Genomic DNA, 20,662 nt, shown 5'->3' with positions numbered 1-20,662 from the left:
GAACACGATTCCCGCGCGGCCAGCGAATATCGAGCTATGCCGGGGTGAGCGCGAATCGCCGCGACACTCAGCCCTGTTCGACCGGCGCGCGCAACGCGGGGAACCAGATATCGGTGAGCACCTCGGCGGCCCGCTCGGCGGAGACATTGATGGTGCCCTGGACCGCCCAGCGGGTGAAAAAGCGCTCGAGTTGGGCGACAAGCAGTTCCACCCGTAGCCGCGCCTCGTCGGCGCGGTCGGCGGGCCAGCGGGCGAGGTATGAGGTCATCGCGTTGGGCAGGGCGATGATCCCGTTGCGGGCGATCTCGCGGAATTCCGGTTCGATCGCGGTGGCCTCGTCCCAGGCGGGCAGCAGGTCGCGGTATTCGTGGAACCACTCGATGGCGCGGGTCATCCAGGCGACGAACTCGGCACGGGAGCCGGTGTCCAGCACCCGATCCAGGTCCTCGTAGAAATGCAGCGCGCTGGGGGCGGTGCTCTGCTCGGCGATCGCGCGCAGCACCTCGAGCTTGCTGGCGAAGTGCAAATAGAAGGTGGCGCGGCTGCAGCCGACGGCTGCGGCGATGTCGTCGACCCGCACCGCCGCGTAACCGCGCGTGCTGAACAGCTCCTTGGCACCGGCCATCAGCCTGGTCCTGGTCTGCTGCTTCTGCTCGTCCCGCAGGCTGGGGCCCGCCGGATTCGGGTTCGTACGCAACGGCTACCTCGTGTCGGTCGAAAGTTCTGCTGACGTGCGACTTTCGGTGGCAGTCTACTGATGGCCGCGCCGTCCGCGGCCTTTACTAGACAATACGTCATTCACTAGACACGCTGTCTAGCCAATGTTACGTTGTTGCCTACGTCACTCCGGAAGCCACACGGCTACGGACGGTTTCGGCGCCGGGCGCGCCGCCGCAGGCAGGTGACCGCCCTCCCAGCACGAGGACAAGTGAATTGACCCAACCCACTCTGCCCAAGGTCTGCCTCATCGGCGCGGGCCCCTCCGGGATCACCACCGCGAAACGGCTGCAGGACTTCGGAATTCCGTTCGACCTGTTCGAGGCCTCCGACGAGGTCGGCGGCAACTGGTACTTCAAGAATCCCAATGGCATGTCGGCCTGCTACCAGTCCCTGCACATCGATACCAGCAAGTTCCGGCTGGCCTTCGAGGACTATCCGGCGCCGGCGGGCTGGCCGGACTTCCCGCACCATTCGCAGCTGTTCCAGTACTTCAAGGATTACGTCGACCATTTCGGCTTCCGGGACAAGATCCTCTTCAGCACCAAAGTCACCGCGGCCGAACGGCACGCCGACGGCCGCTGGCTGATCACCGCCAGCGACGGCCGCACCCGCGATTACGACGTTTTGATCGTGTGCAACGGGCACCACTGGGATCCGCGCACCCCCGATTATCCCGGCGAATTCGACGGTGTGCTGATCCACAGCCATGCCTACAACGACCCGTTCGACCCGGTCGATATGCGCGGCAAGAAGGTCGTCGTGGTCGGCATGGGAAATTCCGGGCTGGACATCGCCTCGGAACTGTCTCAGCGTTTCGTCGCGGAAAAGCTCACCGTCTCCGCCCGGCGCGGGGTCTGGGTGCTGCCGAAATACGTGAACGGCAAGGTCGGCGACAAGCAGAGTGTGCCCGCGTGGATTCCACGCAAGGTCAGCATGAAACTCAAGCAGCGCTTCGTCCGCAAGTTCCGCGGCGACATGGAGTTCTACGGGCTGCCCAAGCCCGATCACCGGCCGTTCGAGGCACATCCGTCGGCAAGCGAGGAATTCCTGCACCGCGCGGGCTGCGGCGATATCTCGTTCAAGCCCGCCATCACGGCGCTGGAGGGCCCGCGCGTGCGCTTCGCCGACGGCAGCACCGAGGAGGTGGACGTGATCGTCTGTGCCACCGGGTATCACATCAGCTTCCCGTTCTTCTCGGATCCGAACCTGGTGCCGGACGAGCAGAACCGCATCCCGCTGTTCAAGCAGATGATGAAGCCCGGCGTGGACAACCTGTTCTTCATGGGCCTGGCGCAGCCGCTGCCGACGCTGGTGAATTTCGCTGAGCAACAGAGCAAGCTGGTCGCCGCCTATCTGACCGGCAAGTATCTGCCGCCGTCGGAGCCGGAGATGCACGAGGCGATCCGGGTAGCCGAGGAGCGTCGGAGTGGGCGCTACTACAACTCACCGCGGCACACCATCCAGATCGAGTTCGAGCCGTACGTGCGGGACTTGAACAAGGAGATGGCGCGCGGTGCGAAACGCGCCGCCGCGAACGGCTACGCGCTGCCGGTGCCTGCCAGGGCGCTCGAGAACGCGTGAGACGATGACGACTTCGGGCTTCTGCACCGACCAATTCGCCGGTGTGCGAGAAGAATTGGCGAACCAACTGGCCTCGGGTGAGGAACTCGGCGCGGCCATCTGCGTGACCGTCGACGGCGAACCCGTCGTCGACCTCTGGGGCGGCTACCGCGATATCGAGCGCACCGTGCCGTGGACCGAGGACACCCTGGTCAACGTCTTCTCGATCAGCAAGACGATGACGGCGCTCTGCGCACTGCTGCTTGTCGATCGCGGCGAGCTGGACCTGCGGCAGCGGGTCGGCCACTACTGGCCGGAGTTCGCGGCAAACGGCAAGGGCGACATCGAGATTCGGCACATTCTCGGCCACACCTCCGGCGTCTCCGGCTGGGAGCGACCGATCGAGCTCGCCGATATCTACGATACCGAAGCGGCCAGCGCCCGCCTCGCGGCGCAACCGCCATGGTGGGCGCCGGGCACCGCGTCGGGCTATCACGCGCTGAACTACGGGCATCTGGTCGGCGCGGTGATCCGCCGCATCACCGGCCGTGGCCTAGGGCAGTTCTTCGCCGAGGAGCTCGCCGGTCCGCTGGGCGCGGACTTCCACATCGGCACCGGCGCCGAGCATCATCACCGGATCGCGCCGCTGGTCCCGCCGCCGATGCTGGAATTCGACATGGCCTCGCTCGATCAGACGAGCATTCTGGTCAAGACCCTCACCAGTCCCCTGCTCGACCTCCAGGAGGCCAATAGCGCCGCGTGGCGACAGGCCGAGATCGGCGCCGTGAACGGCCACGGCAATGCCCGCTCGGTGGCGCGGGTCCAGGCGCTCGTCTCCGGCGGCGGCGTGCTGGATGGGCGAAGGATGTTGTCGGAGAAGACGATCGACCTGATCTTCGAGCAGCAGTCGGACGGCGCCGACTTGGCGCTGCTGGTGCCGCTGCGCTTCGGCATCGGCTACGGGCTCCCCCAGCCACAGACCGCGCCGCAGGTCCCCGACGGCCGAGTCTGCTGGTGGGCCGGGCTCGGCGGCGCGATCGTCGTCAACGACCTCGATCGTCGAATCACCTTCGCCTACACCATGAACAAGATGGCACCCGGGCTGATCGGGTCCGCGCGCGCCGACGCCTACCTGCGCTCGGTCTTCACCGCCGCCGGAGTCCGCGCATGATGCGGGCGCTGCAACTGACCGAGCCAGGCGTGCTGGAGCTGCGCAAGGTGCCGATCCCCGAGATCGGCCGCACCGATCTGCTGCTGCGGGTCGGCGCGGCCGGGATCTGCCATTCCGATCTACATGTGCTGCACATTCCGTTTCGCATGCGCGACGAGCCGCTGACCCTCGGCCACGAGGTCGCGGGCACCATCGAGGCGGTCGGCGCCGAGGTCGACGGGCGCGCCGCCGGTGAGCGCGGCATCGTCTACCTGTGCTGGTCGTGCGGCGTGTGCCGGGAATGCGTGCGCGGCAACGAGAATGTCTGCCTGGCCGCGGGCCGGACCGCGATGCCGCCGTGCCCCGGGCTCGGCCCGGACGGCGGCATGGCCGAGTACATCCGCATTCCGGCAAGCTCTTTCGTGCCGATCGGTGACCTCGACTTCATGCAGGCCGCCCCGCTCGCGGACGCGGCGCTGTCCAGCTATCACGCGATTCGCGGTGCCCGCGAACATCTTCGGCCCGACTCGGTCGCGGTGGTGATCGGCATCGGCGGGCTCGGCCATGTCGCGGTGCAGATTCTCGCCGCGACCAGCGCGACCCGGGTGATCGCCGTCGACATCGGCACCGACAAGCTCGAATTGGCGGCCCGCTGCGGCGCCGCCGAGGGCCTGCTCGCCGGCGCCGACACCGCGCGGGAGATTCTCGACCGCACCGACGGTCGCGGGGCCGACGCGGTCTTCGACTTCGTCGGCGTCGACCAGACCGCGACACTGGCCGTGGAATCGGTGGCACCCAACGGCGCCTACCGGATGATCGGCCTCGGCGGCGGCGCACCGGAGATCACGGCGGGCCCGGCGGGCGGACCGGGCTGGCCGTGGGGCGCCTCCGTTCGAAAGTCGTACGGCGGCACCAAATCCGACCTGATCGAGTCCGTCGCCCTGGCCCGCTCGGGCAAGCTCAGGGTCGAGGTCGAGCGCTACGACCTGGCGGCAGGCCGCGACGCGCTCGACCGGCTGGAGCGTGGTCTGGTCACCGGCCGCGCGGTATTGGTTCCATAGACAGAGAGAGTGTGGCGGTAGATGACAAAGCCTTTCGACGCGCAGGCGTTCGCTGCCGCGGCGGTGGCCCGGCTGACCGGCCCCGGTGGGCGGTTCGAGATGGTGGTCGAGGACGTGCTCGGCGCGCAGGTGCCGGTGTTTCGGCAGCGCGGGAAGTCGCTCGGTGCGGTGCTGGCCGCCTCGATCACCTGGGGTGACCGCGATTATCTCGTCACCGAGGACCGCCGGATGTCGTTCACCGAGCACGCGGCCGCGGTCGGCGCGCTGGCCAGGGCGCTGCGCGACCGGTACGGCATCGAAAAGGGCGACCGGGTCGGCATTTTGGCCGCGAACACCGCGGAATGGGTGATGACGTTCTGGGCCGCGCAATGCCTCGGTGCGATCGCGGTGGGCTACAACGCCTGGTGGACGCCGCGCGAAATCGCCTACGGCGTCGAGCACACCAAGCCTGCCGTGCTGGTCGTCGACGCGAAACGCGCGGCGCTGGTGGCGGAGCTGGATATTCGCGTGCCCGTGCTCACCATGGAGCACGATCTGCCCGCGCTCAGCTCTGAATTCGCCAGCGGCGCAATGCCGCTCACGGAGATCGAAGAGGACGACCCGGCGGTGGTCCTGTATACGAGCGGGACCAGCGGACGGCCGAAGGGCGCGGTGCATTCCCACCGAAACCTGCTGGCGGTCATCGGGTATCACCAATTCAACGACGCGTTGGCCGCCGAGTTCGCCGGTGCGAGCGAACCGCCGAGCGGCAGGCGGTTCCTGCTCACCTCGCCGCTGTTCCACATCGCCAGCCTGCACAACCTGGTGGTGCCCAGGCTGGTGACCGGCGATACCTCAGTGCTCTACCAGGGCTCCTACGACGCGGATCGGGTGCTGCGCCTGATCGAGCGCGAACGCATCACCAACTGGGGCGCCATGCCGACCATGGCCACCCGGCTGCTGGAGCGGGAGCTGTCCCGGTACGACCTGTCCTCGCTGGCGTCGTTCTCGCTGAACTCGGCGCCGTCCTCGGCGGCGCTGCAACACCAACTGCGCGAACAACTTCCAGTGGCCAAGACGGCGCTGGTGACCAGCTACGGGCTCACCGAGTGCAGCACCGCGGCCACCCTGGCGAGTCCCGCCGAGCTCGCCGCGTTCCCGGATACCGTTGGCCGTCCCGTCATCGGGGTCACCGTGCAGATCCGCGACAGCGCGGGCAACGCCGTTGCGGACGGCACCGCAGGCGAGATCTGCGTGCGCAGCCAGTACGTGATGCTCGGCTACTGGGACGACGAGGCGGCCACCGCGGCCGCGATCACCGCGGACCGATGGCTGCGTACCGGTGATATCGGCGTGCTGACCGACGGCAGGCTCCGATTGTCCGGTCGGCGTTCGGATCTCATCCTGCGCGGCGGTGAGAACGTCTATCCCACCGAGATCGAACAGTGCCTGGAGGAGCACCCCGCGGTGCGCGAATGCGCGGTCATCGGCGTGCCGCACCCCGACCTCGGTCAGCAGGTCGCCGCCTTGGTGGTCGTCGACAATGCCTCGGCGACAACGGAAGAGGAGCTACGCGCTTTCGCCGCCGAGCGAATCGCCTACTACAAGGTGCCTGCTCGCTGGCGGCTCACCAGCACGGCGCTACCGCGCAACGCCACCGGCAAGGTGGTGCGCACCGGCATCGAGGTGTGACCGAGGGCCTGCCCGCGCGGTATCGCCAAAGCCCCAGCTCACCGCTTGACAACATCGTAAGATCGGGACGGATCGGGTGACGTGTTTCGCCCGGCCGCTCGCAGGGAGTCAATGTGGACATTTTCGAGCATCAGGGCAGGGCGGTGGCCTTCGACCGCGCCGGTAGCGGCCCACCGGTGGTGTTCCTGCACAACGCGGGCACCCAACGCCACATCTGGGACGACCAGCTGGCGGTGCTGCGGCGCGACCATCAGGTCTTCGCCCTCGACCTGCCCGGTTACGGTCAATCCGACCAGCCCGCGGACGGCTATCGCCTCGCCGACTACGCGCGCATGCTCGGCGCCTTCCTGGACACCCACCGGCTCACCGACGTCGTGCTGGTCGGCAACTGCCTCGGCAGTGCCACCTCGCTGAGCTACGCCATCGACCATCCGGACCGAGTGCGGGCCCTCGTCCTGATCAACCCGCTGACCTGGGACACCGTCAGCTCGGGCCAGTCCGCGCCGATGGCATGGGCGGACGCCAGGCTGCCACTGGGACCGCTGGCCCGCAGGCTCGCGCTGCCCGGCCGGGCCGTCTCACTGATCGTCGCCAACCAGCTCGGAGCCCGCGGCAAGCGCCAGCGGCTGCAGCATTCCCCGCGCCTGCGCGCGCACTGGTCCGATCGCGGCCGCCTGCACGCGCTGCACGAGCTCGTCCAGGGCTTTCCCGCCTACGCCGCCCTCGACCGGTTCGACCCGCCGGCCGACTTCCCGCCGATCTGCACGATCTGGGGCAGGCAGAACCGCATCCTCTCGGCCCGCGCCGGTACCCGCCTCAATCGCATGTTGCACGCCCATACCGCGGTCGAGCTGCCGGACTGCGGCCACCTTCCGATGGTGGAGGACCCGGACACGGTCACCTCGATCATCACTGACTTCCTGGCGACGACGAACCCGGCCACCGTCCCGAAGGCCGTCGGCGGTTCCTGACCGCCTCGCCTCAGAGCGGCGCCGCCGTCGGGTACAGCGCGGCGAAGCTGTCGGAACGGGAACCGCAACCGGCGCACTCGAATTCGATGCCGAGGGTGAGCAGCCAGTGGACCCGGATGTGACACGTGTCGCACATGAAGTCGACGCCCTCGGCATGGCAGCACGGCCGCTTGCGGATGAACCATTCGGCGCGATGTCGGCAGGGGACGGTATCGAAGCGGAAAGTGCAACCAGGGGCGGCCGGGAGCGGGGCAACGATCGCCTCGAATGTCGTTGGGGCCGTGGTGGAGTTCATCGGCGGTACCTTCCGGCGGCGCATCGCGGGCCATGTCGGGCGGATCTCCCTCGGATCCACACACTGCTGATCGTTCGCTCAATATTTGCCGTTACTGGGTGTAGATTCTGTGTCCGATACGCCCGCTACTCCCCGCCCACCGGGTTTGATGCGAGACCTTCCGGGAACCCGGTCGAATAGAGCCGTCGAGGAAAGGGATCCGTCATGTTGTTACGCCGACTTGCCCGCCCGCTTTTGGCCACTGTCTTTGTCGTGGAGGGTGTCGATACGTTGCGGCACCCGGAAACGCGCGTCAAGGCGGCGACCGAGCTGGTGCAGCGAGGCCAGCGTCAGCTGCCCGAGGAATACGCCGCGAAGTTGCCGAACGATCCAGGAACTGTCGTTCGGATCAATGCGGGCGCCCAGGTAGCTGGTGGTGTGCTGTTGGCGCTCGGCAAGGCGCCACGCCTGGCCGCACTGGTGTTGGCCGCGACCGTCATCCCGGCCACGGTCACCGAGCAGGACTTCTGGAACGAACCGGACCCGGCGCAGAAGGCGACCAAGCGCAACGCGTTCCTCAAGGATCTCGGTCTGCTCGGCGGGTTGATGATCGCCGCGGCGGATACCGAGGGCAAGCCGTCGCTCGGCTGGCGCGGCAAGCGGGCCGCCCGCGATGCGGCCGCGACGGTCACCGCCGCGCTGCCGTTCACCGGCTCCTCGGACGGTGCCACCGGCGAGGTGCTGAAGCGTCGCGCCCACGAAGTCGCCTCCGCGGCAGGAAGTTTCGGTAGCGCAGCCGCCGCCAAGGGTTCCGAGCTCGCCGAGACCGTGCAGCAGCACAGCCCCGAATGGGCCGCTGCCGCAAAGGAACACGCCGCGCCGCTGGCGGAGACCGCCAAGGAGCGCGGCGCGGAACTGGCCGATGTGGCCAAGCACCGCGGCGCCGAATGGGCCGAGCTCGCGCGGGAACGCGGACCGAAGTGGGCCGAGTTCGCCCGCGAACGCGGCGCCGAGCTGGCTGAGCTCGCCAGGGAACGCGGCGCGGAACTCGCCGATGTGGCCAAACACCGTGGGGCCGAGTGGGCCGAACTCGCCAAGGAGCGCGGCGCCGAGTTCGCGGAGGTCGCCAAGGAACGCAGTGCCGAGTTGGCGGACACCGCACGGGAGCGTGGTCCCGAGCTCGCCGACACCGCCCGCAAGCGGGGTGGCCGGTTCGCCGATACCGCGCGGCACCGTGTCGAAAAAAGGCTGAACTGAGCCGAAAGTCAGGCCGTTTCTTCGTATCCGACGGCGGTGTCGGCCAGTGCGGCGTCCAGCGACCTCACCCGATGGAAGCTGGGCGCCAAGCCGGTCACCTCGAGCGCGCGATCGACACAGCGCGCCGTGGTGATCAATATCAGGCGGCGCCTGCTCTTTTCGGCTTGTGCCTGAGCGTCGACCAATACTCGGAGCCCAGCGGCACCCAGGAAGGTGACCGGTGACAGGTCGATGACGACCGTGACCGCACCGCCGCCGAACAGCCGGCAGAGCTGGTCGCGGAAGGTCGGCGCGGTCCGCAGATCGATCTCGCCATCGACCAGCATCATGGCGGTATTGCGACGCGGACGGCACACCGAAAAACGAAGGACGTCAGTGACTTCCAGTACCGACCGGTCCAAAGGTGGGGCAGCGAACCGGTCGTCGTCGTTGCGGGACATATGCCGACTCCTCGGCCTGCCACCACACGGGACAGACCTCTCTACCAAGTGAAGCATGGCAGGTCAGGTCTGTACAGCGGCCCGAGTCGCTCAGCTCGTCGCCTGTTTGCCCATCGCTCCCGCGAACAGCAGGCCGCCGATGACGGCAGCGGGCACGCCGAGCGCGATGGTGCCGATGATCGCGCCGATCGGAGCCGCGGCGGCGCCGGTTACCAGGCAGCCGCCGAGGAAACCGGGGACGGCCAGGACGCCGATGGTCGGGACCGCCGTCGCCGCACCGGCCAGCGCACCGCCCGCAATGCAGCCGATGCCCGCGCCGACGGCCGTGCCGATCAAGGTGCCGAGCGCGACGCCGAGACCCGCGACGGTGGCGAAGTTCATTACGGCGGTGTTGAAATCGGCGGATTGCGGATCGATGGCGACGTCACGCAGCTCAGCGGGGGCGGGATGGGCGGCTGCCGGATCGATGCTCGGGATCAGGGTGGCCGTGTTGCCAACGATCTTCGCTGTGATCGGCCACACTGCGTTGCCTTGTTGATAGCTGAGTGGCATCGAGACCAGCAGGCGCCCGCTAGGATCGTTGACCAGAAACTTCCCGTCGCCGGTGGTCAGCGTGCCCGCGTCGATGGTCAGCACCACCGACCTGTCGACCATGCTTGCGGTGTAGTGCATTTCGGGCGTCGCGGGATCGGCATGTGACGTGCCCGCGGCACCGACGAGTGCGGCAACCGTGCAGGCGGCCAGCGTCACCAATGTTGTTCTACCCATGGGGATTCCTCATCTTCTCGCCTCGGCACAATCCGGGCGCGCGGTCTCTCGTGCGCCCATAGCGCCCGAATGAGTACGAAAGTTGTTGCACAGAGGCGTTATTGGCGAATCGTCCGAGACTTTTCGGGTCGCCGTGCGGAGCGGTACTCGGTACCGCGGAAGGACGCTAGCCCCAGTCGGGCGCACCGTGCAACCACTACTCGCCGAGTGTCGGCTAGCTCACAGCGACCGCCCCGGCACGGACAAACCACCCAAAATTGCCGGGAACTACAGCGCGTAGTGGGCCGACTAAGTGGTTATGCAGCGAACAGCCATGCGGATCAGCCCGCAGGGAGATTTCGGTGTGGTGGTCGAGGACTTCGATCCCACATCGCGCGAGGACATCCGTACGGTCAAGCGCGCCGTGTACCGCGAGCGGATCGCGGTGATCAAGGGCATCGAGCTCGATCCGCGCCAATTCGTCGCGCTGGCAAGTGGTTTCGGCGAGCCGATCCGGTACTACGAGCCGATCTACCACCACCCGGACGTGCCGGAAGTGTTCGTGTCGTCCAATGTCGACACCGGTAAGCAGCGAGTCGGGGTGCCCAAGACCGGCAAGTTCTGGCATTCGGACTACCAGTTCATGGCGCGCCCGTTCGACCTGACCTTCACCCACACCCAGGTGGTGCCCGCGCACAGCCGCGGCACCTATTTCATCGACCTCGCCCGCGCCTACCAGCAGCTCAGCCTCGAATTGCGGCGATCGGTGGCCGACACGGTGGCGACGCACAGCGTCCGCCGCTACTTCAAGATCCGCCCGAGCGACGTCTACCGGCCGATCTCGGAGGTGCTTGCCGAGATCGACCGCAAGACGCCGCCGGTGCGGCTGCCGACGGTGCACCCGCACCCGCACACCGGTGAGCCTGTCGTGTACGTCAGCGAGGGTCTCACCGAATCCATCACCGCGGCCGATGGCACCGACCGACCGGATCTCCTGCACGAATTGCTTTCCACCACCGGGCAGCTCGATGACACCTTCGAGCATCCGGCGATCCGGTTGCAGACCTTCGAGCGGGGTGATCTGCTCATTTGGGACAACCGCAGCCTGGTGCACCGGGCGCTGCACAACACCACCTGCGAACCCGCGGTCTCGCACCGGGTCACCGTGTACGACGACGAGGGCATCCCGGCATGACCGGCGAGGTGTTCCCGAACGATCCGTTGCTGCTGTCGGAGGTACTGCGCTGCTACAAGCCACACTGCAGGTATCTGCGCGAACTCACGGTCGAGGCGCTGGGCGAACAAGCCAGTGCCACGGGAACATTCGAGATTCCCGAGTCCTGCTATATCGACGCGACCGGTCACCTCAATTCGGTCGAGGTGAACATCTGCTACAACCAGATGCTGTATCAGACCATCGCGGTGCTGGTACGGCACCGCGTCGGTGCGCTGTTCGGCCACTGGACGATGGCGGACTATTGGCGGCGCCAGCTACCCGACATCCTGATCACCCGGCTCGACAGCGAATATCGACGGCCGATCGATCCACGGCGGTTCTACGGCGAGTTCGCCCTCGGCGGTAGCCAGGAGCGCACGAGCTCGGTCGACGGTGCGCCGTTCACCTCGCTGGACACGTCGTTTCGGTGCTGGGACGACAACGGCGGGCACTGCTCAGGCACCGTTCGCCTGGCCATTGTTGCCGCGGCCCGACCGCTGGGAGCGGTACTTTGAGAACGCGCACCGTGACGTCGATGCTGGCCGAGCACGCGCGGAATCGTCCGGACACCCTCGCCATCGCGTGCGCCGGGGTGGGACTCGACTACGCGGGGCTGCGCGCCGACAGCATCCGGCTGTCCCGTGCGCTGCGTGCCGCCGGGATCGACAACGGCGCGCGGGTGGCATACCTGGGCAAGGAGTCCGTCTATTACTACGGCCTGTTCTTCGCCTGCGCGCGGCTCGGCGCGGTGCTGGTGCCCATCAATTTCCGGCTCACCGCGCCGGAGGTCGAGCACATCATTGGCGATTCGGGTAGCGAGCTCGTGCTGGTCGATGCCGATACCGCCGACATCGCCCGGTCGGCCGCACCGCAAGTGCGGTCGGTCCGGATGGACGGCGACGAGTTCACCGAATGGCTGGCCGGTGTCGCCGACCCCGATCCCGGCGAGCGGCCCTCGGGGCGCGATGACGCCCTGATCCAGCTGTACACCAGCGGAACCACCGGGCTGCCCAAAGGTGTTGTGCTGGCGCAGCGCAGCTTCTTCGCCATCGCGGACGCGCTCGACGAGGCCGGGCTGGACTGGCTCGAGTTCCGCGACGGCGACCGAAATCTGATCGGCATCCCAGGCTTTCACGTCGGTGGAATCTGGTGGGCCATGCAGGGTTTCGCGGCGGGGATCACCAATGTGGCGATGCCGCAATTCGACAGCACTACCGCGGTGGCCATCATCGAAGAGGCTCGGATCACCACCATGTGTGTCGTTCCGTCGATGCTGCGACTGATCCTCGGTGAACCGCGGGTGACGCCAGAAGCGGTCGGTTCGGTGCGCAAGGTCGTCTATGGCGGATCGCCGATTTCGGAGACGCTGCTCCGAGAAGCGTTGGAGCTCTTCGGTGCCGAGTTCGCCCAGATCTACGGCCTGACCGAAACCGGCAACACCGCGATCTGCCTGCCGCCCACCGAACACGTGCCGGGCAATCATCGGCTGGCCGCGGCGGGCCGCCCGTATCCCGGTGTGTCCGTGCGGATCATCGACGCGGCAGGCACGCCGCGGCGGCCCGGCGAGGTCGGCGAGATCTGCCTGCACTCGCCCGCCGCCATGCTCGGCTACTGGAATCTGCCGGACGCGACAGCGGAAACGCTCATCAATGGCTGGATCCACACCGGGGACGCCGGATACGTCGATGCCGACGGCTACCTGTATATCCGAGACCGGTTGAAAGACATGATCATTGTCGGCGGCGAGAACATCTATCCCGCCGAGATCGAGAACGCCCTCGCCCGGCATCCCGCCGTGGCGGATTCGGCGGTGATCGGCGTGCCGGACGACGCGCTCGGCGAATCGGTGCACGCGTTCGTCGCGTGCCGGCCGGGCGAGCAGGTCCGGGTGCGCGAGCTGATGACGTTCTGCCGGGAGCACCTGGCCTGGTTCAAGATTCCGGTGCGATTCGAATTCGTCGACCGCATCCCGCGCAATCCCAGCGGCAAGATCCTGCGCTGGCAGCTGCGCGACCGGTTCTGGGCCGACCGGGACAGACAGGTCAACTGAGCGCGATGGAACCACTCACCTACGACACCGTGCGGGCGGACATCGCCGATGTGCTCTATCTGGAGCCGCACGAATTGACCGACACCGACGACCTGTTCGCCGCCGGACTGGATTCGGTGCGGTTGATCGGCTTGATCGAACGCTGGAAGTCGCGCGGCGCCGCACCGGCTTTCGTCGACCTGGCCGAGAATCCGACGCTGGCCGCATGGTGGCGGTTGCTCGCGCCCCGGCCCGCGCCGTGAGCGAGCCTCAGCGCGGCGCGGTCGTGAGTTCGGGGCGGCCGCTGACCTCCGCGCAGTTGGGCGTCTGGCTCGGTCAGCAGCTCGACCCGGCGTCGCCGGTCTTCAATATCGCGGAATACGTGGATATTTCCGGACCGGTCGTGGTGGACGCTCTGGTGACCGCCATCCACGCGGCCATCGATGAGGCTGCGGCGCTGCACGTTCGGTTCATCGATGATGGTCCACGGCAGGTTGCGGAGTCGCCCGTCTGGGCGGTCCGCGTGGTGGATGTTTCGGGAGAACCGGATCCGCTGCGTGCCGCGCTGGATCTGATGGGTCGAGACGTTTCGCGGCCGGTCGACCTGACCAGCGACATCCTGTTCGCGCACATCGTGTTCCGGCTCGATACGCGGCGGACACTCTGGTACCACCGGGTGCATCACATCCTGCTCGATGGCTATGGGATGGCACTGATCGCGCGACGTGTTGCCGAGCTGTACACGGCGAGGGTGGCCGGAACAGCACAGCCGCCTTACGCATTCGGGTCGTGGGACGCCGTGGTCGACGCGGATGTCGCGTACGCCGATTCCGCGGATCTCGAACACGACCGCGCGTTCTGGCTCGACTACCTCCGCGATCGGCCCGCTCCGGTGACCCTGTCCGATGCGGCGCCGCGCTCGACATCAGTTGCCGGGCAGACACTTCGGGAGTACACCGCACTGGATCCCGATACCGTCGCGCTGCTACGGAACGTCGCGGAGACTTCCCGCGCCAACTGGACCGACGTGCTCACCGCCGCGATCGCCGGGTACGTGCACCGGATGACCGGAGCACGCGAGGTGTGTCTCGCGCTTCCGGTCATGCTGCGGACCGGCACACCGGCGCTGCGGGTTCCGTGCATGACGCTCAACGGAGTCGCCCTGTGGACCGACTTCGCGGACGATCCGACGCTGACGGAGCTGACCGGCCGGGTGGCGCGGCACCTGGTCCGCGGCCGGCGCCATCAGCGCTACCGCAGCGAACAGGTCCGTCGTGACCTCGGTCTGGTCGGCAGCGATCGCGGCATGTACGGCCCGTCGGTCAACATCATGCTGTTCGACTACGACCTACGCTTCGGCGACTGCACCAGTGTGGTGCGCAATGTCACCGCGGGGATGATCGACGACCTGGTCTTCAATCTGTACGACCGGATCGACGGCACCGGTCCCGCGCTGTATCTCGACGGTCACCCGAGCTCGTACACGTCGACCGAGTTGGCCACCCACCTGAGGCGATTCACCACGTTCCTCCGCCGCGTTCTGGACGCACCGGATCAACCGCTCGATGCCGCCGATCTCTTCTTACCTGGCGAACGAGAGTGGTTGCGCACCAACAGTCGCGGCCCGGAACGCCCTCGGCCGGACAGCACGGTGCACGATCTGCTGGCCGCCCAAGTCGCCCGCACCACGACGGCTACCGCACTCGTCGCCACGAATGCGGGCGGGACGAAACACGCTCTCACCTATGGCGAACTCGCGCTGCGGACACGGCGAGTGAGTGCCGCGCTGACATCGGCGGGTACGCACCGCGGTGACGCCGTGGCGGTATTACTTCCTCGCACCAGCGACGCCATCGCCGCACTCTTCGCCGTACTCACCTGCGGTGCAACCTATGTCCCGCTCGATCCCGGGCAGCCTGCGTCCCGATTGGCGCTACTCCTAGCGGACCTCGCCGACAGAGCACCACTAGCCGCGGTCATCACCACGACCGCCCTGGCAGGGCTGATTCCCGCCGAATTGCGTGACCGCGCCATCGAACTCGATAAAACCCCAAGTACCACAGCACAATCAACCGAGCACCCGCGTCCGCCGGTCCGGCTGCACCCCGAGCACCCAGCGTGGGTGATCCACACTTCAGGAACCACAGGAACACCTAAGGCCGTAGTGATTTCGCATCGGTCGGTGGTGAACCTGTACCACCACCATCGTGAACATCTGATCGAGCCCGCGGTCGCGGCGCAGGGCGGGCGGCGGATGCGGGCGGCGCTCACCGCGTCGATGACCTTCGATACCGCGTGGGAAGGTCTGCTCTGGTTGCTCGCCGGGCATGAGCTGCATTTCATCGATGATGAGCTGCGACGCGATCCGCATCGTCTGGTGCGCTACATCCAGGACCAGCGCGTCGACTTTCTCGACGTGACACCGACTTTCGCGCGAGAGCTGCTGGCCGCCGGGTTGTTCGCCGGAGCGCACCGCCCGACGGTGATCGCGCTCGGCGGTGAGGCCGCCGATCCGGCGTTGTGGACCACGCTGCGCGCTGAGCCGGGGGTCTCGGTCTACAACCTGTACGGCCCAACGGAATGCACTGTCGACGCCACCTGGACCGGCATCGCCGCGCATACCGCGCCATCCATCGGGGTTCCGGTCGCCAATGGCCGCTGCCATGTGCTGGATCGCGCGCTGCGCCCGGTACCACCGGGAGTCGTCGGCGAACTGTATGTCGGCGGAACACCGGTCGGTCAGCGATATCTCGGCCAGTCGGCGGCGACCGTGGGAAGATTCGTTGCCGACCCGTTCGACGCGAACGGCAGCCGCCTCTACCGCACCGGCGATCTGGTGCGGTGGCACAAGAACGGCCACCTCGAGTATCTGGGCCGCGGCGACAGCCAGATGTCGTTGCGCGGCTACCGGATCGAGGTCGGTGAGGTGGAGGGCGCGCTGGTCGCCCATCCTCAGGTCGACGCGGGCGCGGTGCGTGTCGATGCGGAGGTCTTGGTCGCGTATGTCGTGCCAACACCCGGCGCGGGTGCACCGGCGGCGCAGTCCCTGCGCGTGCACATGGCCGAACGGCTGCCCGACTACATGGTGCCGTCGGTGTACGTCGCGCTGGATCGGCTGCCGCACACCGCGAACGGGAAGCTGGATCGAGCGGCACTGCCCGGCCCACCGGACGCCGAGTTCACCGAACGGCCCGCGCGTACCGCCACCGAGCACGCGCTGGCCCGGCTGTTCGCCGAGGCGCTCGAGGTCGAGTCGGTCGGCATCGACGACGACTTCTTCGCGCGCGGTGGGCATTCGCTGCGCGCGGCGCGGGTGCTGAACGGGGTCAGGGCGGCCTTCGGGGTGCGGTGGGATCTGCGTGCCATGTTCGACGCACCCACCGTCGCCGGGCTCGCGGAGCGCCTCGAATCCGGCCGGGATAGTGACGAATTATCCTGGACAGCAACGGATCTAGACGCGGATACGCAGCTCGACGGCACCATTCGCGCAACGGCCGAACCACCGGCGAAGACGCGCGCGGTGTTACTCACCGGAGCCACCGGATTCCTCGGAGCGTTCCTGCTTGCGGCGCTGCTCGAACGTACCGACCTGCACGTGTACTGCCTGGTGCGCGCGAATGATGATCCTGCCGCGCTACATCGCATACAATTCGCGTTCGCCCGTTACCGTCTCGACAGCACACCGACAATTGGCCGCACGCGCCGGATCACCGTGATCGCGGGCGATCTCGCCCTCCCCCGGTTCGGCCTGTCGCACACGCGCTACCAGGAGCTGGCCGACGCCGTCGATGCGATCGTGCACAACGGCGCCAGAGTGCATCATTTCGAGCCGTACGCTCGGCTGCGCCCGGCGAATGTCGAAGGCACCGAACGCATTCTGCGCCTCGCGGCCACCGGCACGCCCAAACCGGTCCACTTCGTCTCCTCCGTCGACACCGCGTTCGCCGTCGACGGCAATCCGCTGACCCTCACCGAAGACCGGCGCGTGGCCGCGACTTCGTTGCCGCACAACGGATACGTCGCGAGCAAGTGGGTCGCGGAAGGTCTGGTGTACGCCGCCGCACACCGCGGCGTGCCGGTCACCGTCTACCGGCCCGGTCGCATCGGCGGTCACTCCCGGACCGGAGCGTCCGGCCCGGATGACGCGTTCTGGAGCCTGATTCGCGCGATGATCGTGCTCGAGGCCGTCCCGGCGGAGATCTACGACGCGGGCAGCATCGACATGGTGCCGGTGAATTGGGTCGCCGCCACCATCGCACACCTGGTCGCGCACCGGCCGACGGCCATGACCTTGCACCTGACCAGCGACCATCCGCTGCCGTTCGCCACCATCGTCGACGCGCTGCGTGAGCGCGGTTATCCGGTCGCGGCCGTCCCGTCCTCGATCTGGCGCGCCCGGTTGACCGCCATGGCGGATCGAGCGTCCGCACAGGGCGACCACTCGCTGACTATCGCCCGCGCGCACACCGCACATTTGGCTCCCCCGGATGACGCGGTCACTTACGGACGCGACAACTTGCTCGCGGCACTCACCGATTCGGCTCTCCCACAGCCGGATTCCGCCACCGCGCTGACCGCCGGGATCGACTACCTGATCGAGACCCGATTCCTTCCCGCGCCACCGGCCGTCCCGGCGCTGGCGCAACTATCGAAGAGGCACCCATGCTGATCAAACGCGCGCTGCTACTGACACTCGCGGCAAGCACCCTCGCCGTCACCGGGTGCAGCACCTCGGTGACCGAAACCCACGACGCCAAACCGTCGGCGGCTACCGAAGGCGTCACCAAATATCCGGTATCGCTGGAGAATTGCGGCAAAACCTACACGTTCACCGAAGCACCGAAACGTGTCGTCGTGATGAACGGCGGTTCGGTCGGCGAGGTGTCCTCGCTCATCGCGCTCGGTGTCGCCGACCGGGTGGTGGCCAACGCGCAGTCCTACGGCGCCTCCGACGTACCGGACCGCGCCGCCGCGATCGAGGCCATCCCGACCGGCCAGTTCACGCCGAACAGCCTGCAGGACATACCCCGCGAGGCGATGCTCGGCCAGCACCCCGACCTGGTGATCTCCACCGGTGGCGGCGGTTTCGCCGCCGACCAGGGCTTCGCGACCCGCGAGGAACTGGCCGCAGCGGGCGCCAATACCTATGTGCCCCGGGCGAACTGCGGCGTGACCGGTGCCGTCACCGGCACACCGACGATCGAGGACAGCTACGCCCTGCTGCGCGATCTCGGCACCATCTTCGACGTGCCAGGCCGAGCCGAACGCCTCATCGCCGACTCGCAACGCGCCAACGCCGACACCGCGGGCCGAGTCGCCGGGCAACCGAAGAAGAATGTGCTGCTCGTCTTCCCCGGCATGGGCATGGGCGACGCCTCGGATTTCTCCGCCATCGCGGCGGGCGGCATCTGGAATGACGTGATCGACAAGGCGGGCGCGGCGAACCCGTTCAACCGTGACGACGGCACCACCTTCGTCACGATCAGCAAGGAGCAGCTCGCGGTGACGCCGATCGACGGACTCGTGGTAATCAACTACCGCAGCCCCGACATCGACGCGGTCGCCAAGCGAATCCTCGCGCAGTTCCCCCAGTGGACCGCGACGAAGACCAATAACTATGCGGTGCTTGCGGACTCGATCTATCTCGGCCCGAGCAACGACGTCGCGGTGCGGCGCATCGCGAAACTCGTGCACCCCGAGCAGTTCCGATGACCCGTAGGAGCGCGGCGACCACCAGTCGCAGTACCGCCCGGCCACCACTCGCGGCGGCGCCGCTGCCGATCGTGCTTGCCGCGTCGGCGGCGGTACTGCTCGCCGTGCTGCTGCTGTCGATCGCCGCGGGCTCGGTCACCGTGTCCGCCGCCGACACCGGCCGGGTGATTCTTGCCCATTTGTCCGGGAAGACACCGGATGTCGGCTTCACCGTCGACCAGATCGTCTGGAACTACCGGCTGCCCCGGGTGATCCTGGCCGCGCTGTGCGGCTGCGGTCTCGCGGTGGCCGGCGTGATTCTGCAAGCGCTGGTGAACAATCCGCTGGCCGACCCGTATGTGCTCGGGCTGTCCTCCGGCGCTTCGCTCGGCGCGGTGACCGTGATCGTCACCGCGGGTGGCGTTCTCGGTGGCGTCGGGGTTACCGCCGCGGCCTTCTGCGGCGCGATCGCGACCATCGCGGTGGTGTTCCTGCTCGGGCAGCAACGCGGCACCCTGGTGCCGACTCGGTTGGTACTGGCCGGTGTCGCGGTGGGCTATCTGCTGCTCGCCGCGACGAACTATCTGCAGTTGCGCGCGACCCCGAATGAGCTACGGGCGGTGATGTTCTGGACGATGGGCAGCGTCGCCGGGGCGAGTTGGGATCGGCTCGGCACCGTCACCGTGGTGGTGCTGGTGACCGTCGCCGTGGTGCTCGCCTTCGGTCGTCGCCTCAATGTGCTCGGCACCGGCGATGAACAGGCCACCGCGCTCGGCGTCGACGTGCGCACGCTGCGGATCGTGCTGCTTGTGCTCGCCTCGCTGCTGACCGGCGTGCTGATCGCGGTGGCGGGTGGCATCGGCTTCGTCGGCTTGATGATTCCGCACCTGGTCCGCCTCGCGTTCGGCCTGGATCACCGGCGGGTGCTGCCGCTGTCCGCGCTGATCGGTGCCGCGTATCTGGTTGCGGTCGACCTGCTTTCGCGCACCATCGACGCACCGAACGAACTGCCCCTCGGCATCTTCACCGCCGCCTTCGGCGCCCCGTTCTTCCTTTGGCTGCTGCGCCGAAACGGTGGGCTCACGTGATGTCCTCGGCCGAATTGTCCGTTGCCGGAGTCAGTGTCACATTCGGCGATGCCCCGGTCCTCGACAAGGTGACCCTGCACGCACCGCCGGGCACGGTCGTCGGCATCGTCGGTCCGAACGGCAGCGGGAAGACCACCCTGCTGCGCACCATCTATCGGTCGCTCCAACCGGCCACCGGAATCGTGGCGATCGATGGTGCCGACATCTCCGGGATGTCGATCCGCGCGGCGGCACGCACGACCGCGGCCGTTCTCCAGAATGGTTCCGGCTCACCAGAACTCACCGTCGCCGAGGTGGTCGGGCTCGGCCGCAATCCGCACCACGGCCTGTTCGGCCGGGACTCCGCGACCGACCATCAGGCCGTCGACGACGCCATGGCGCGGACCGGCAGCACCGCCTACGCCGACCGCACCATCGGCTCGCTGTCCGGCGGCGAACGCCAGCGCGTGCTGCTCGCCAGGGCACTGGCCCAACAGCCGCGCCTACTCGTGCTCGACGAACTGACCAACCATCTCGACGTCCGAGCCCGCTTCGAACTACTCGAGCTGATCCGCACGACCGGCATCACCACCCTCGCGGTGCTGCACGAACTCGACCTCGCGGTGCGCTGCTGCGACCGGCTGGTGGTCCTCGACCACGGCAGCGTCGTCGCGGCGGGCGAGGTGCTCGAGGTGATGACGCCCGAACTACTCCGCAAGGTGTTCGGTGTGCACGCCACCGCAACCCGCCACGACGACTGCATCATCCGGTTGCATTACGCCGCAAAGCCTTTGGCGGATTCCTGACT

18 protein-coding genes are annotated in these 20,662 nt (G+C 67.6%); 14 read left to right on the top strand and 4 right to left on the bottom strand.

Annotated elements, in window-relative coordinates:
• Window positions 1-67: 67 nt before the first annotated feature.
• Window positions 68-697 (bottom strand): TetR/AcrR family transcriptional regulator, encoded by a 630-nt coding sequence (locus ACIA8C_RS36075; protein WP_397142686.1) that lies wholly within the window; start codon window positions 695-697, stop codon window positions 68-70.
• A gap of 236 nt (window positions 698-933) precedes the next feature.
• Between ACIA8C_RS36075 and ACIA8C_RS36070 the strand changes: the two genes are divergently transcribed.
• From ACIA8C_RS36070 to ACIA8C_RS36050, 5 genes are all read left to right on the top strand, one after another.
• Complete coding sequence (locus ACIA8C_RS36070) at window positions 934-2,301, top strand: flavin-containing monooxygenase (RefSeq protein ID WP_397142684.1); 1,368 nt, start codon at window positions 934-936, stop codon at window positions 2,299-2,301.
• Between the two features lie 4 nt (window positions 2,302-2,305).
• Window positions 2,306-3,451 carry a serine hydrolase domain-containing protein gene (locus ACIA8C_RS36065; protein WP_397142682.1) on the top strand — a complete coding sequence of 382 codons (1,146 nt, stop codon included), beginning with the start codon at window positions 2,306-2,308 and terminating at the stop codon, window positions 3,449-3,451.
• Window positions 3,451-4,491 carry an NAD(P)-dependent alcohol dehydrogenase gene (locus tag ACIA8C_RS36060; RefSeq protein WP_397142931.1) on the top strand — a complete coding sequence of 347 codons (1,041 nt, stop codon included), beginning with the start codon at window positions 3,451-3,453 and terminating at the stop codon, window positions 4,489-4,491. Before ACIA8C_RS36065 ends, ACIA8C_RS36060 begins: the two co-directional genes overlap by 1 nt.
• A gap of 21 nt (window positions 4,492-4,512) precedes the next feature.
• On the top strand, window positions 4,513-6,162 hold the full coding sequence (locus ACIA8C_RS36055; RefSeq protein ID WP_397142680.1) for a class I adenylate-forming enzyme family protein: 1,650 nt from the start codon (window positions 4,513-4,515) through the stop codon (window positions 6,160-6,162).
• Window positions 6,163-6,275: 113 nt separating this feature from the next.
• Window positions 6,276-7,133, top strand: coding sequence for an alpha/beta fold hydrolase (locus ACIA8C_RS36050; RefSeq protein ID WP_397142678.1), 858 nt, complete (start codon window positions 6,276-6,278; stop codon window positions 7,131-7,133).
• Between the two features lie 10 nt (window positions 7,134-7,143).
• On the opposite strand, the gene ACIA8C_RS36045 is transcribed toward ACIA8C_RS36050, so the two are convergent.
• Window positions 7,144-7,428: a hypothetical protein gene (locus ACIA8C_RS36045; protein ID WP_397142676.1), complete on the bottom strand. Its 285-nt coding sequence runs from the start codon at window positions 7,426-7,428 to the stop codon at window positions 7,144-7,146.
• Window positions 7,429-7,632: 204 nt separating this feature from the next.
• Between ACIA8C_RS36045 and ACIA8C_RS36040 the strand changes: the two genes are divergently transcribed.
• Window positions 7,633-8,664 (top strand): DoxX family protein, encoded by a 1,032-nt coding sequence (locus ACIA8C_RS36040; protein ID WP_397142674.1) that lies wholly within the window; start codon window positions 7,633-7,635, stop codon window positions 8,662-8,664.
• Window positions 8,665-8,672: 8 nt separating this feature from the next.
• On the opposite strand, the gene ACIA8C_RS36035 is transcribed toward ACIA8C_RS36040, so the two are convergent.
• Both ACIA8C_RS36035 and ACIA8C_RS36030 read right to left on the bottom strand, forming a co-directional pair.
• A complete protein-coding gene (locus ACIA8C_RS36035) occupies window positions 8,673-9,104 on the bottom strand; it encodes an STAS domain-containing protein (RefSeq protein ID WP_397142672.1) in 432 nt (143 codons plus the stop codon).
• 90 nt (window positions 9,105-9,194) lie between these two features.
• Window positions 9,195-9,872 carry a hypothetical protein gene (locus tag ACIA8C_RS36030; protein WP_397142670.1) on the bottom strand — a complete coding sequence of 226 codons (678 nt, stop codon included), beginning with the start codon at window positions 9,870-9,872 and terminating at the stop codon, window positions 9,195-9,197.
• Window positions 9,873-10,170: 298 nt separating this feature from the next.
• On the opposite strand from ACIA8C_RS36030, the gene ACIA8C_RS36025 reads away from it, so the two are divergent.
• From ACIA8C_RS36025 to ACIA8C_RS35990, 8 genes are read left to right on the top strand one after another with little or no spacing between them, the layout of a single operon-like run.
• Window positions 10,171-11,046 (top strand): TauD/TfdA dioxygenase family protein, encoded by an 876-nt coding sequence (locus ACIA8C_RS36025; protein WP_397142668.1) that lies wholly within the window; start codon window positions 10,171-10,173, stop codon window positions 11,044-11,046.
• The gene (locus ACIA8C_RS36020) at window positions 11,043-11,582 is read left to right on the top strand and encodes an FcoT family thioesterase (RefSeq protein ID WP_397142666.1); all 540 of its coding nucleotides are present in this window, start codon (window positions 11,043-11,045) and stop codon (window positions 11,580-11,582) included. Before ACIA8C_RS36025 ends, ACIA8C_RS36020 begins: the two co-directional genes overlap by 4 nt.
• A complete protein-coding gene (locus ACIA8C_RS36015) occupies window positions 11,579-13,117 on the top strand; it encodes a long-chain-fatty-acid--CoA ligase (RefSeq protein WP_397142664.1) in 1,539 nt (512 codons plus the stop codon). Before ACIA8C_RS36020 ends, ACIA8C_RS36015 begins: the two co-directional genes overlap by 4 nt.
• A 5-nt stretch (window positions 13,118-13,122) precedes the next feature.
• Window positions 13,123-13,359, top strand: coding sequence for a phosphopantetheine-binding protein (locus tag ACIA8C_RS36010; protein ID WP_397142662.1), 237 nt, complete (start codon window positions 13,123-13,125; stop codon window positions 13,357-13,359).
• Entirely contained in the window at window positions 13,323-17,765 is a 4,443-nt protein-coding gene (locus ACIA8C_RS36005) for an amino acid adenylation domain-containing protein (RefSeq protein WP_397142660.1), read from the top strand. Before ACIA8C_RS36010 ends, ACIA8C_RS36005 begins: the two co-directional genes overlap by 37 nt.
• The gene (locus tag ACIA8C_RS36000) at window positions 17,759-18,808 is read left to right on the top strand and encodes an ABC transporter substrate-binding protein (protein ID WP_397142658.1); all 1,050 of its coding nucleotides are present in this window, start codon (window positions 17,759-17,761) and stop codon (window positions 18,806-18,808) included. The genes ACIA8C_RS36005 and ACIA8C_RS36000 overlap by 7 nt, the downstream gene beginning before the upstream one ends.
• Complete coding sequence (locus ACIA8C_RS35995; protein ID WP_397142656.1) at window positions 18,805-19,875, top strand: FecCD family ABC transporter permease; 1,071 nt, start codon at window positions 18,805-18,807, stop codon at window positions 19,873-19,875. Before ACIA8C_RS36000 ends, ACIA8C_RS35995 begins: the two co-directional genes overlap by 4 nt.
• Window positions 19,875-20,660 (top strand): ABC transporter ATP-binding protein, encoded by a 786-nt coding sequence (locus ACIA8C_RS35990; protein ID WP_397142654.1) that lies wholly within the window; start codon window positions 19,875-19,877, stop codon window positions 20,658-20,660. Before ACIA8C_RS35995 ends, ACIA8C_RS35990 begins: the two co-directional genes overlap by 1 nt.
• The last annotated feature ends 2 nt before the right edge of the window (window positions 20,661-20,662 follow it).

This window comes from Nocardia sp. NPDC051321, assembly GCF_044455225.1.
Classification (GTDB): domain Bacteria; phylum Actinomycetota; class Actinomycetes; order Mycobacteriales; family Mycobacteriaceae; genus Nocardia.
The sequence above is the reverse complement of the archived record's forward strand: the minus strand, read 5'-3'. Positions and strand labels throughout refer to the sequence as shown.